The organism is Mesorhizobium sp. M7A.F.Ca.US.014.04.1.1, assembly GCF_003998745.1.
Taxonomy (GTDB): domain Bacteria; phylum Pseudomonadota; class Alphaproteobacteria; order Rhizobiales; family Rhizobiaceae; genus Mesorhizobium; species Mesorhizobium ciceri.
In genome coordinates this window covers 1-11,563 of record NZ_RZRW01000136.1, presented here as the reverse complement: position 1 = coordinate 11,563, position 11,563 = coordinate 1, and the positions used below count along the sequence as shown (strand labels likewise).

Annotated in this window: 14 protein-coding genes and 1 riboswitch; of the genes, 13 read left to right on the top strand and 1 reads right to left on the bottom strand. The window is 62.7% G+C overall.

What is annotated here, in order from left to right; genetic code table 11:
• Nucleotides 1-127: 127 nt before the first annotated feature.
• A riboswitch (TPP riboswitch) is annotated at nt 128-241 on the top strand.
• From EOA22_RS11985 to EOA22_RS11960, 6 genes are all read left to right on the top strand, one after another.
• The gene (locus EOA22_RS11985; RefSeq protein WP_063170276.1) at nt 232-840 is read left to right on the top strand and encodes a YkoF family thiamine/hydroxymethylpyrimidine-binding protein; all 609 of its coding nucleotides are present in this window, start codon (nt 232-234) and stop codon (nt 838-840) included. It overlaps the preceding riboswitch by 10 nt.
• A 92-nt stretch (nt 841-932) precedes the next feature.
• Entirely contained in the window at nt 933-1,694 is a 762-nt protein-coding gene (locus EOA22_RS11980) for an ABC transporter permease (RefSeq protein ID WP_244514357.1), read from the top strand.
• Nucleotides 1,691-2,458 (top strand): ABC transporter ATP-binding protein, encoded by a 768-nt coding sequence (locus EOA22_RS11975; RefSeq protein WP_063168554.1) that lies wholly within the window; start codon nt 1,691-1,693, stop codon nt 2,456-2,458. The genes EOA22_RS11980 and EOA22_RS11975 overlap by 4 nt, the downstream gene beginning before the upstream one ends.
• On the top strand, nt 2,451-3,473 hold the full coding sequence (locus EOA22_RS11970) for an ABC transporter substrate-binding protein (protein WP_063168553.1): 1,023 nt from the start codon (nt 2,451-2,453) through the stop codon (nt 3,471-3,473). Before EOA22_RS11975 ends, EOA22_RS11970 begins: the two co-directional genes overlap by 8 nt.
• Nucleotides 3,474-3,645: 172 nt before the next feature.
• The gene (locus tag EOA22_RS11965; protein ID WP_127389982.1) at nt 3,646-4,341 is read left to right on the top strand and encodes an isoprenylcysteine carboxylmethyltransferase family protein; all 696 of its coding nucleotides are present in this window, start codon (nt 3,646-3,648) and stop codon (nt 4,339-4,341) included.
• Between the two features lie 313 nt (nt 4,342-4,654).
• Nucleotides 4,655-4,852, top strand: a complete 198-nt coding sequence (locus EOA22_RS11960) for a DUF3309 family protein (protein ID WP_082826496.1) — start codon at nt 4,655-4,657, stop codon at nt 4,850-4,852.
• 282 nt (nt 4,853-5,134) lie between these two features.
• On the opposite strand, the gene EOA22_RS11955 is transcribed toward EOA22_RS11960, so the two are convergent.
• Nucleotides 5,135-5,392, bottom strand: a complete 258-nt coding sequence (locus tag EOA22_RS11955; protein ID WP_013530800.1) for a hypothetical protein — start codon at nt 5,390-5,392, stop codon at nt 5,135-5,137.
• Between the two features lie 84 nt (nt 5,393-5,476).
• Between EOA22_RS11955 and EOA22_RS11950 the strand changes: the two genes are divergently transcribed.
• The 7 genes from EOA22_RS11950 (at nt 5,477) to EOA22_RS11920 (ending at nt 11,548) form a co-directional block, all read left to right on the top strand.
• Nucleotides 5,477-5,746 carry a DUF982 domain-containing protein gene (locus tag EOA22_RS11950; RefSeq protein ID WP_013530801.1) on the top strand — a complete coding sequence of 90 codons (270 nt, stop codon included), beginning with the start codon at nt 5,477-5,479 and terminating at the stop codon, nt 5,744-5,746.
• A 229-nt stretch (nt 5,747-5,975) separates the two neighbouring features.
• Nucleotides 5,976-6,701 carry a GntR family transcriptional regulator gene (locus EOA22_RS11945; RefSeq protein ID WP_013530802.1) on the top strand — a complete coding sequence of 242 codons (726 nt, stop codon included), beginning with the start codon at nt 5,976-5,978 and terminating at the stop codon, nt 6,699-6,701.
• 3 nt (nt 6,702-6,704) lie between these two features.
• Nucleotides 6,705-7,745: an ADP-ribosylglycohydrolase family protein gene (locus EOA22_RS11940; protein ID WP_063168552.1), complete on the top strand. Its 1,041-nt coding sequence runs from the start codon at nt 6,705-6,707 to the stop codon at nt 7,743-7,745.
• A complete protein-coding gene (locus EOA22_RS11935) occupies nt 7,742-8,713 on the top strand; it encodes a PfkB family carbohydrate kinase (protein ID WP_063168551.1) in 972 nt (323 codons plus the stop codon). Before EOA22_RS11940 ends, EOA22_RS11935 begins: the two co-directional genes overlap by 4 nt.
• Before the next feature lie 57 nt (nt 8,714-8,770).
• On the top strand, nt 8,771-9,832 hold the full coding sequence (locus EOA22_RS11930) for an ABC transporter substrate-binding protein (protein ID WP_013530805.1): 1,062 nt from the start codon (nt 8,771-8,773) through the stop codon (nt 9,830-9,832).
• 64 nt (nt 9,833-9,896) lie between these two features.
• Nucleotides 9,897-10,760, top strand: coding sequence for an ABC transporter permease (locus EOA22_RS11925; RefSeq protein WP_013530806.1), 864 nt, complete (start codon nt 9,897-9,899; stop codon nt 10,758-10,760).
• On the top strand, nt 10,760-11,548 hold the full coding sequence (locus EOA22_RS11920; protein ID WP_063168550.1) for an ABC transporter permease: 789 nt from the start codon (nt 10,760-10,762) through the stop codon (nt 11,546-11,548). Before EOA22_RS11925 ends, EOA22_RS11920 begins: the two co-directional genes overlap by 1 nt.
• The last annotated feature ends 15 nt before the right edge of the window (nt 11,549-11,563 follow it).

Here is an 11,563-nt window from a genome sequence, read left to right as displayed (position 1 = left end):
GCCTGGTGAAGGTTCCCGATAAATTCTCGCGCCGGCAGAGCCAACCGCTCCCGCCCTGGCGCAATGCTTTTGGCGCAGTGCGATAAAAAAAACGGCTTTTCCTTCAACTCGAATGATGCTTTAAGGCGCACATCCACAGGGGTGCTCCGTACGGTCGGGGCTGAGACGGGGGCGGCAAGCCCACAGACCCTAGAAGCTGATCTGGGTAATACCAGCGGAGCGAGGCGGGCGATGTTTTCAGGCGCACAGATTTCCCTATATCCCATGACCGACGATTTCGTCGGTGTCATCCTTGGCGCGCTCGGTGCGCTCGATCCCTGGCGCGACAAACTCAGGATCGAGACCGACGACATCTCGACCTTGCTGATCGGGCCGCCCGAAGTGCTGTTTCCTGCCATGCGCGACCTCTTCGTGGCGGCGGCACGCAGCGGCAAACATTGCGTGTTGTCGGCCACCATCTCGCGCGGCTGCCCTGGCGAGCCGGACGATCCGATCTGCCGCTCCGATGCGTTTGGCGGGCCCGTCGGTCCACTCGGCCCCCGCAAGGACGCGGCCATCGCGGCGGTGCGCAATGCTGCTGCCACCGGCCAGCCGGCGGCGGCGCAGTTCTCGCTCTATGTGATGGGCACAGACGACCACATGGACGAGATCTACGGCTGCATAGACTTTCTCAAGCAGTCCGGCGTCTATGAGCGCTCCAAACATTTCTGCACGAAACTGCGCGGTGATGCCGGTGCGATCTTTTCGGCGCTGGACGAGGCTTTCTGCCGTTTCGGACCAGGCGCTGGCCACGTAACCCTCGACGTCACGGTCTCGGCCAACAGCCCGTCGGCCGTCTGAAGCCGCGCCGCTCTCGCGGCCGTCAAAGGTTATCTCCCGTGGTCTCATCATCAGTCGCTTCGCGCCCGATCGCGAGCTTTCTCGTCAAGGCAATGCCGGCCATGATCTCGGCCGGTTTGCTCCTGCTGGCGTGGGAGCTTTATGCCACCTATTCCGGCATCAGGGCCACGATACTGCCGGCGCCGTCACGCGTCTTCGAGCAAGCGATGCTCAATCGCGAGGCGCTGGCCGACAATGCCGTTCCGACCATCCGTGCCACGCTTCTTGGCTTTGCCTGTTCGCTCAGCGCCGCCTTCGTGCTGTCGATGCTGGTCGACTTCTTCCAGCCGCTGCGGCGTGCGTTGTTTCCCGTCTTCATCGTCAGCCAGACCTTGCCGCTGGTGGCGGTCGCGCCGCTGGTGGTGCTGTGGTTCGGCTTCGGGCTGGCGCCCAAGATCATGCTGGTGGCGCTGGTCACCTTTTTTCCGATGCTGGTTGCATTGGTCGAAGGCTATGAGGCGACCGAGGCCGAGATCGGGCAAATGCTGCGCGCCATGGGGGCAGGGCGCTGGCGCATCTTCCTGCTGGCGCGGCTGCCTTCGGCGCTGCCTTACTTCTTTGCCGGGTTGAGGATCTCCATCACCTATGCGGTGGTCGGCGCCATCTTCGCTGAATATGCCGGTGCCGCGAAGGGTCTGGGCATCTACATGCTCAACGCCAAAAACAATTTCCGTCCTGATCTGGTTCTTGCCGCCGTCGGTGTCAGCGCGGCGCTGACCCTTGTCCTGTTCGGGTTGACCGTGTTGCTGCAGCGCCTTGCCATGCCCTGGGAGCGAGCCGACAGGGAAACTGCCGGGAAGGGGGCCTGGCGATGAGCCGGCTCGAACTGCGGCATGTGCACAAGGCGTTCGGTGGGCTCGACGTGCTGGCCGATATTTCGCTCAGCGTCGGCGCTGGTGAGTTCGTCTCGATCCTTGGACCCTCGGGTGCCGGCAAGTCGACGCTGTTCCAGCTTCTGACCGGCGCCGAGCATGGCGAGGGCGAGATGTTGTTCGACGGCGCGCGGCTCGACGACCACGGCAGGCACTTCGCCTTCATGCCGCAGCGCGACGCGCTGATGCCATGGCGGCGCATCCTCGACAACACGACGCTCGGGCTCGAAGTGCAAGGTATGAGGAGACAGGCGGCGCGGGCGCGCGTTGCGCCGTTGTTTGCCGAATTCGGGCTTGCCGGCTTCGAGCGGCATTTTCCCGCGCAGCTGTCCGGCGGCATGCGCCAGCGCGCGGCCTTGCTGCGCACCGTGGTGCAGGAGCGCGACATGCTCCTGCTCGACGAGCCGTTCGGCGCGCTCGATGCGCTGACCCGCACCGCCATGCAGCGCTGGCTCGAACAGATGTGGCGGCATCATCGCTGGACGGCGCTCTTGATCACCCATGACGTGCGCGAAGCCGTGTTCCTGTCCGACCGCATCTATGTGCTGTCGGCGCGCCCGGCCCGCATCGTGCGTGAAATCAGGGTGCCGTTGCCGCGCCCGCGCAGCCTTGGCGGCGATGCCGCGCGCCAGGCAAGCGCGCTCGAGGCCGAAATCCTCGACATCATCCTCAACCCCAATCCATCCAAAGGACACGATCATGACTGACTTGACGCGCCGGCAGGCCTTGTTGCTGACCCTTGCCACCGGCCTTCCCTTGATTGCCGGGACGGGTCGGGCTCGAGCACAATCGGCGGCACAAAAGGTCACCGTCGCCCTCGACTGGACGGTCAATACCAACCACATCGGACTGTTCGTCGCCCGCGACAAAGGGTTTTATCGCGAAGCCGGGCTCGAGGTCGACATCCTGCCCTACAGCGATACCGGTGCGGGCACGCTGGTCGCAAACCGCGTCGCCGATTTCGGCATCAACGGCACCATCAGCCTGTTCACCCAGAGAACCGCCGGGGCGGATCTGAAGGGCGTCTATGCGGTGGTGCAATCCGAAACAGGCCGCGTGGTCTTCAATGCGGCACGCAACGAGATCAAAAGCCCAAGAAGCCTCGACGGCTTGATCTATGGCGGCTTCGGCAGTGCCTGGGAAAACGCGCTGATATCGACCATCATTCGCCACGACGGCGGCAAGGGCAATTTCGAGACGGTGACGCTCGGCACCTCAGCCTATGAGGCGCTGGCCAATGGGTCGGTCGATTTCACGCTCGAAGTCTCGACCTGGGAGGGTGTCGAAGCCGAACTCAGGGGCGTCAAGCAGCGCAGCTTCGTCTATGCCGATTATGGCGTGCCTGATGAGCACACGACGCTGATCTCTTCGAGCGAAGCCTATCTCCAGGCCAATCCCAAGCCTGCGGCCGACTTCGTTCAGGCGACGCGACGCGGCTACCAGTTCGCTGTCGACCACCCCGACGATGCGGCAACCCTGCTGATCGCTGCAAACAAGGATGCCTTGACCAATCCGGCGCTGATCCACGCCTCGCTGAAGGCATTGATCGACGGCCATTATCTACGCAGCCAAAGCGGGGCCATCGGGACGATGGATCCGGCCAAGATGGAAGCGATTGGCGACTATCTCTTCGCCTCCGGCATTTTGCGCGATTCCGACGGCAAGCTGGTTGCTCGACGTCCGGATTTCGGGAGCTATTTCCGCAACGACTATCTGAGCTAGTCTGGCAAAACCAAATGACATGGGTCGCCAGTCTTTCTTGGCGACCGCGTGGAGCAGGTCGTCTGGAAGTGGCGCCCTGGCTCCCCGACAGCCAGTTTAATACCGATCTGATCTTGTTGATTAACTGCCCGGCAATGGTTGCGTGCAAAGGTCGCCCTGAGGGATCATTGGGGTGTCTGCATTGCTCATATCAAAAAGCGAGGCGCTTTCGCACGTCAGTGACGGCAGGATTCTGTCCGCAGCCCGAAAGCGTGAGATCCTGGTGGATTTGCGGGAAGGTTTCTTTCGGATCTGCGCGCTGGCCTTCTCGGGCATGTTCGTCTACCGCGGCGTGTATCACCTGATGCTCGACCCGACGCGCATCAATGTGGCGCTGGTGGCAATTTCCGAGATCCTGACCTTTACCTGGCTGCTTCTGTCGCGTCGGCCGAAGGTTCGCGACTGGAACCCGCTCACGGTGGTTGTCTCCGTGATCGCCAGCTTCGGTGTCGGTTTCATCGACCTGGAGCCGGGCGTGGCCATCATCCCGGTCCATGTTGCGGCGCCGCTGCAGGCCCTGGCGTTGGGGTTCGTAATCTGGGGAAAGATATCGCTGGGGCGTTCTTTCGCCATTCTGCCGGGCAATCGCGGCGTGATGACAGGCGGTGCCTACCGTCTGGTGCGGCATCCGATCTATGCCGGCTATCTTGCCGGCCATCTCTTGTTCCTGCTGTCGGCCTTTTCCTTCTACAATCTAGCCGTCTACGCGGTGATCACCTTCTTCCAGGTGCACCGCATCCTGCGTGAAGAGGCGCTGCTGGCCGTCACGCCGGAGTATCGGGACTATATGAAGCGCGTCCACTACAGGCTGTTCTACGGCGTCGTTTGACAGGCGCCCCGGCGCGCAGAATCGTTCGGTCTGCAACCACACTGGCAACGTTCGATCGTCAATAGACCTGCGCATTGTTTGTGCAAGCTAATATTGCGACTTTTACTGGCGTTTATTTCAGAAATTTTGAGATATATATACCACACTTCAATTTCAGTATTCTCTCTCTGTGAAGCTGAAACTCACTACCTCGCGTAATTGCTTCTGCAATCGGCTTCTCGCCATCTCCGGCCGATCGGAAAGCCCGCCACGCTGGTGGGCTTTCTGCGGTCCACAGGCGTGCCGGAATTAAATTCTGGTTGCCGTCACCAGGATGGCCGTTTCTGTTGCTGGCGTGACTTCTTCCGCGCGATGCCCGCCACAATCGCGGAACGGTAGGCCTTTGGAGCGCTCGTCTTTTGAACATCGCAGCTGCGAGGTTCAATCCTACGGCGCCGGCTCCTATGGCGGCGGCGGCCTTGGGCTCGTGCTGCTCATCGTCATCGTGCTTGTCGTACTCGGGTGCATCTAGCCGGGTTATCGCCAACTGATCGCAATCTCGTGAGCGCCCCAATGTCGGCGTGCACCGGATTGTGATGCAGGCAAGCCGGCTTGTGATCCTGCACTCTGCAAAACTTTCGTATGGTCATTGCGGTCCACACCCCCCCGTGGAAACAAGAGGAGAGGGTCCCACCCCTTGTCCTCCTCCAAGGCCCGCTCCGGTTCACCGTAGCGGGCTTTTGCTTGCTGGCGAGGCAAAACCGGCTCGCATCAAACCCTATGGGCGAGGCGTTCAGATGCTGGCGCCAGTCGACTACTCCATGTCAGGCACGTCACCGCTGACGAAGAGCGTGTTCGGCGGACCATATTCGCCCAGCGTCGGATCGGCCTCACGGCTCCAGGCGATGACGCCGGAATGCTTTGCCGTCAGAGCCCTGGCGGTGCGTATGGCGCGATCCTCGCTCTGCTGGTCGGCGGGTCCAAAGGCTGGGAACAACTCGCCATCCTCACCGCGATCGAACGCGACCACGACGATCAGCCTGGGATTTTTCTGGCCACTGGAATCGGACATCTTGCACCTTTGGCGCAGAACCTATCACATTGCTCGGGGTTGAAGGCCGCGAATCGATGAATGCCGACTTTGGGGAGTGGCATCGTGCAAGATCAGCGTTTCGATGAGCCGGTCAGGATTGCGCTCGGCCGATCGCGAAACTCGATCTTCAACGTGGAGCGGGTCGCTCAGGCTGCCGACATCCTGCTGAACCGCTGGCCGGTTGCGACCGGGCAAAAGCATATGGTTGCCCGCAAGGCCTGTCTGGCCGTGCTCGAGGGAAAGAAAGAAGTCTCGGCGGCAAGAGCGGCGTTCATCAACGCCGCTATCGAGGCGGACATCCTCGTCGAACCGCGTGAGGTGTCGATCCCGTAGCCTGTCCCTGGTGAAATTGAATCAGGATCTGGCTCCATCCCCTTGATGTATGCCCCTTTTTGGCGATCGCCGACCGGCTTTTCAGGGCTATTGACCTGCCTCTCGGCACGCCCTGCACGGTTATCCCGCACATTTCGCTGCCTGTTGGTCAGTCTTCGGCATCTGTTGACATAGCATCCGGGCCTCGGTATTGAACAGGATTATACAGGTTCATTGAACAGGTACCCTTATGAAGCGGCGCGCGGTTCAACTGTCTCCCGGCACGGGCAAGCCCGAGCAGATCGCCACCGTCCTCGAACATGAGATCCGTTCCGGCGTCCTCGGTTTCGGCGACCGCCTTCAAAGCGAGAACGAACTCGTCCAGCGCTTCTCCGTTAGCCGCAATACGGTCCGCAAAGGCCTCGAGGAACTGTCCAGCCGCGGGCTGATCACGACCAAGGTTGGTATCGGCTCGTTCGTCACCTTCGACGGCAAGCCGGTCGACGACTCGATCGGCTGGTCGCGCGCGCTGGCCGATGCCGGCGCCAATGCCGAGACGCGGACGCTGCGGCTGGAGGTCATCGAAGACCCCGATCTGGCTGCGCTGCTTGGCATCGAAAGCCCGTTCTTCATCGCCGTCGACCGGGTGCGCACCAACGCCAGCGACGGCCATGCGATCTCCATCGAGCGCAGCCGGTTGCCATTGTCCTCCGAGCTCGAGGACGTACCGTTGCGCGGATTGCGCGAGGGCTCGCTGCACCAGACGCTGCGCGTCGCCGGCCTCATTCCCGACCATGGCGAGGAATGGGTCGAGATCGAGATGCTCAATGCCGAGGATGCGGCCATCCTCGGCTGCCCGCAAGGCACGCCTTTCCTGCGTGGCCGCCGGCTGACGCGCGCCGCCGACGACCGGCCGATCGAGTACGTCACCAGCCTGCTCAATCCGGCGCATTTTGCGCTGCATATGAGGTTCTGAGCGATGTCGGATGCGACCAGCAAGGCTATTGACCGCGCCATGGGGGCGCTTGTCGGCGGAGCGCTGGGCGATGCGCTCGGCATGCCGACGCAGCTTTTGTCGCCGGTTCGCATTGCCGAACTCTACGGCCATGTTGAGGATTTCATCGAGCCTTTCCCGGATCATCCGGTGTCGAAGGGATTGGCCGCCGGCACCATCACCGACGATACCGAGCAGGCGTTGCTGCTCGGCCGCATCCTGGTCGAATCCGGCGACCGTTTCGACCACGCGCGCTGGGTCAATGCGCTGCTCGACTGGGAACGCGAGGTTAAGGCGCGTGGCAGCTATGACCTTTTGGGGCCATCGACCAAACGCGCCATCGACGCCATCAACAATGGTATGCCGGCTGAGGAAGCGGGGCGCAGCGGCGACACCAATGGTGCGGCGATGCGTATCGCGCCGGTCGGCATCATGATGCCGCTCGAACCGTTGGAAGGATTCGTCGGCAAGGTGGCTGAGACCTGCCGGGCCACGCACAACACCTCGATTGCCATCGCCTCCGCCGCTGCCGTTGCGGCAGCCGTCAGCCGCGGCGTCGCCGGCGGTGGCTGGCGCGACGCTTCCGCCAGCGCGGTCGCGGCGGCGAGGCGAGGGGCGACACTCGGACATTGGGTGACCGGCGGCGACATCGCCGCGCGCATCGTCTGGGCGCAAGACATCGTACACGGCAAGGCGATCAGGGATGCGATCCGGCTGATCACCGATCTGGTTGGCACCGGCGTCGCCAGCCAGGAATCCGTTCCGGCGGCCTTCGCCGTGCTGGAAGTCGCGCGTGGCGACCCATGGCAAGCAGCCGTCATCAGCGCCAATCTCGGCGGCGACACCGATACGATCGGCGCCATCGCTGCCGGCATGGCCGGCGCCTGCAGCGGTTTTTCCCGATTGCCGCAACAGCATATCGCCCGGCTTGTCGGCCTCGACATGTCGGAGGTTCGCGCGCTCGCCGCCGATCTCGTGGCAGCAAGGATGGCGAAAATCGGTTCCGGCAAGGACGCGGCGGAATGAGCGGCCGTCTCGTCCATGTCGGCAGTGCCGTGGTCGACTATGTCTACCGCATCGACGCCCTGCCGGCGCCCGGCATGGAAAAGACGGCATCGAGCTTTGCCCAGGTCGCCGGCGGTGGCTTCAACATGATGGTGGCGGCCAGCCGCACCGGCAGGCAGGTGGTGTTCGGCGGCCAACTCGGCAGCGGGCCCAATGGCGATTTCCTGCGCGCTGCTTTCATAGCCGAGGGTATCGAGACACTGACGCCGCCATCGCCCGTGATGGACAGCGGCAACTGCGTCGCCATGATCTCGAGCGACGCCGAACGCACCTTCGTGTCGTGGCCTGGTGCGGAGAGCGTTCTCAGCCTCGACATGATGGCGCCGGTCGCGGTGGCGCCGGGAGACTGGGTGTTCACCTCCGGCTACACGCTGAGCTACCCTAAGAGTCGCGATGCGCTCACTGATTGGATCGAGGCGCTGCCGGCAGGTATTCCCTTCGTCTTCGACCCGACGCCGGTCATCACGGACATTCCGCGTCCCATCCTGTCGCGGGTGCTTGCCCGCACCACATGGCTGAGCTGCAACACGACGGAAGCCGCCGAGATTGCCGGCCCAGGCGATGTCGAGGGCCTCGCGGTACGGCTGCTGGGCGACCACTGCCCGAAAGCAGCGGGCGTGGTCATCCGCTCCGGGGCAAAGGGTTGCCATATCAGGTTGGCCGACGGCACGGCGCAGACCGTTGCCGGCTTCAAAGTCACCGCCATCGACACCAATGGCGCCGGCGACACCCATATCGGTGCTTTCGTCAGCGCGCTGGCGCACGGCATCCCGCCCTTCGAGGCAGCGCGCTATGCCAATGCGGCAGCGGCCATATCGGTCACCCGCCATGGCGGCTCGTCGGCGCCGACCGACCACCAAATCCAGACATTCCTGAGCCATGCCGCCGACCCGTCGGGAGCAGGCCGGACACAGAAGGCCAATGCATAACAGCTGGAAAGCCTGACAAGCCCGGGAACCGGGCAAACCCACAGAGAGGAACCAACCATGCGCATGCCTGACTTGACTGCTCTGCTGACGGCGACCGCCGTCTTTACCTCCGCACTCGCGTTCGCTGCCAAGGCTGACGAAGTGCATGTGCTCAACTGGAAGGGATACGGCGCCGACGAACCATGGGCGGTGGAGGCTTTCGAAAAAGCGACCGGCAACAAGGTCGTCAACGACTTCTTCAATTCCGAACAGGAAATGCTGACCAAGATCCGGACCAATCCCGGCCTCTACGACGTGGTCATGATCAATGCCGCCTTCAACGACCAGGCGATGGACGGCAAACTGATCCAGCCGATCGACGTCTCCAAATTGCCGAACTACGCCGACATCAGCAAGGACAAGGCGGGATCGCCGATGCTCGTCCATGACGGCAAGGTCTATGGCGTGCCGTGGGTGTGGGGCCTCACCGCGCTCGCCATTAACGACAAATCCTTCGACAAGCCGCCGACGAGCATCGCCGAGATGTGGGATGCCGCCCATAAGGGCCGCGTCGTCATTCGCGACGATGCCGTCGAAGCGGTGCAGTTCGGCGCCATCGCAACGGGCCAGAACATCAACGACATCAAGGATATGGATGCGGTCAAGGCGAAGCTCACCTCGTTGATGCCGCAGATCAAGACCTTCTGGAGTTCGGAGAACGACTGGAACCAGATGGTCGCCTCCAACCAGATCGACATCGGCACCTACTGGAGCGGCTCGGCCGATCGCGCCAAGACGCATTTCAAATTGCCGGTCTCTCTGGTCGTGCCGCAGGAGGGTGCCGTCGCCTGGCTCGACGCGTTTTCCATTCCGGTCGGCGCCAAGAACGTCGCCGGCGCCGAGGCTTTCATCAACTACATGATCGACCCGAAATTCTACGTCGAATGGGTCACCAAGGTCGGTGCTCCTGTCTCCGCCAACACCAAGGCGGTGGAAGCGCTGCCCGAGGATGCCTTCAACCGCAAGGTCATGGGCGACCCCGAGGTGGCCAAACGCATCCAGTTCCAGGCGCCGATCACCGATGCCCAGCGCGAAGCCTATCTGGCGCTGTGGCAGCAGTTGAAGGTCGACGTGAAATAGAGCCAACATCCCGGCCAGCCGGCGGTTCGCGCCGGCTGGCGTTTCAATCCTGGGGGAGGGTATCATGGCAGCTGCGACAGCGTCGCGAAGCGGGCTGAGATCGGCATTGCCGCTGCTGGCGCCAGCCTATCTCTGGCTGACGGTGGCGATCTTCCTGCCGCTCTCGGCCATGGTCTTTTTCTCGTTCATGACCGAGCTGCCGCTGTCGGGAAAGCCGTGGACATTCACCCTTGGCAACTATGCCACCTTCTTCTCGCAAAGCCTCTATCTGACACTGCTGCTGGCCTCACTGCGGCTTGGCCTCGAAGTGACGCTGTGGTGCGTCGTCATCGGCTATCCCGCCGCTTACGTGCTCGCCAAAGTGCTGAAGGGGCGCAGCCGCGAGGCGATCTTCCTGCTCGTCATCTTGCCGTTCTGGTCGAACGGGCTGGTGCGCATCTTTTCCTGGGCGATGGTTTTGCGCGAGGGCGGCATTCTCGACACCGCGCTCAACGCCGTGCTGCCGTTCAAGATCAACATCGACCTGATGTATTCCTATCCAGCCGTCATCATCGGGCTGGTGCATTCCTACGTGCCTTACATGGTGCTGACCTGCTATCTCACGCTGCAGGCGATCGATGACTCCCTGATTGAGGCCGGGCGTTCGCTTGGCGCTTCACGGCTACAGGTGCTGAAGCGGGTGATCATCCCGCTGTCGATGCCCGGATTGGTCGCGGGTGCGGCCCTGATCTTCGTCCCCGTCGTCGGCTCGTTCATGGAGCCGCGCATCCTCGGCGGTCGCACCGGCACCTTCTACGGCACGGTCATCGAGGACCAGTTCGTCGCCGTGTTCAACTGGCCGCTCGGTGCCGCGCTTTCCTTCATCCTGCTGGCCGTGGTGCTGGTCATCCTGGCGGTGGCGTCGCCGGTGCTGCGGAGGGCCGCGTGATGGCGACGACCCGCGTCCTCGAATGGCTTGGCCGCTTCTACATCGGTCTGCTGCTCGCCCTCCTCTATCTGCCGATCATCATCATGGCGCTGATGTCGTTCAACGTCTCGCCCTTCTACCAATTGCCGTTCGAATGGACGACCGAATGGTACGCTTCGCTGTGGCAGAACGACCAGCTGATCGCCGCCACCTGGAACAGCGTCGAGATCGCCGTCATCACCACCGTCATCTGTGTCGTGCTCGGCTCGGCGGCATCGCTGGCGCTCTATCGCTATGAGTTTCGCGGCAAGAAATTCCTGCAGGCGCTGTTGTTTCCGCCGATCGCCATTCCGTGGCTGATCACCGGCACGGCGATGCTGATCTTCTTTTTCGGCGTCGGCATCGGTCGCGGGCTGCATGCGATCCTGCTTGGCCATGTCGCACTGGCGCTGCCCTATGTCATCGTCGTCGTCTCGGCCCGGCTGCAGACCTTCGCGCCGGAGCTGGAAGAGGCGGCACGCTCGCTCGGCGCCAACCAGTGGCAGGTAACGAGGCGCGTCACGCTGCCTTGGATCATGCCAGGCGTTATTGCCGGAGGGCTGTTTGCGTTTGCAGTGTCGTTCGACCAGTTCGTGGTGTCCTATTTCCTGGCGACGCCTGGGCAGACGACGCTGCCGGTGGAAATCTACGCCGCGATCCGCAAAGGATTCACGCCCGAGATCAATGCGGTCTCGACGATCATCATTGTCGTGTCGATGGCGCTGATGCTGCTCACGGCGCGGTTCTTCAAATTCGGCGGAGAGAAATAATGGCCGGCGTGCAGG

Bases quoted from the DNA above. Each gene is read 5' to 3' on its own strand.
- EOA22_RS11955 (WP_013530800.1), bottom strand. From the start codon at position 5,392: ATGTCCGATTCCAGTGGCCAGAAAAATCCCAGGCTGATCGTCGTGGTC.
- EOA22_RS11925 (WP_013530806.1), top strand. From the start codon at position 9,897: ATGGCAGCTGCGACAGCGTCGCGAAGCGGGCTGAGATCGGCATTGCCG.
- EOA22_RS11975 (WP_063168554.1), top strand. From the start codon at position 1,691: ATGAGCCGGCTCGAACTGCGGCATGTGCACAAGGCGTTCGGTGGGCTC.
- EOA22_RS11980 (WP_244514357.1), top strand. From the start codon at position 933: ATGCCGGCCATGATCTCGGCCGGTTTGCTCCTGCTGGCGTGGGAGCTT.
- EOA22_RS11960 (WP_082826496.1), top strand. From the start codon at position 4,655: ATGGCCGTTTCTGTTGCTGGCGTGACTTCTTCCGCGCGATGCCCGCCA.
- EOA22_RS11970 (WP_063168553.1), top strand. From the start codon at position 2,451: ATGACTGACTTGACGCGCCGGCAGGCCTTGTTGCTGACCCTTGCCACC.
- EOA22_RS11945 (WP_013530802.1), top strand. From the start codon at position 5,976: ATGAAGCGGCGCGCGGTTCAACTGTCTCCCGGCACGGGCAAGCCCGAG.
- EOA22_RS11930 (WP_013530805.1), top strand. From the start codon at position 8,771: ATGCGCATGCCTGACTTGACTGCTCTGCTGACGGCGACCGCCGTCTTT.
- EOA22_RS11920 (WP_063168550.1), top strand. From the start codon at position 10,760: ATGGCGACGACCCGCGTCCTCGAATGGCTTGGCCGCTTCTACATCGGT.
- EOA22_RS11940 (WP_063168552.1), top strand. From the start codon at position 6,705: ATGTCGGATGCGACCAGCAAGGCTATTGACCGCGCCATGGGGGCGCTT.
- EOA22_RS11935 (WP_063168551.1), top strand. From the start codon at position 7,742: ATGAGCGGCCGTCTCGTCCATGTCGGCAGTGCCGTGGTCGACTATGTC.
- EOA22_RS11985 (WP_063170276.1), top strand. From the start codon at position 232: ATGTTTTCAGGCGCACAGATTTCCCTATATCCCATGACCGACGATTTC.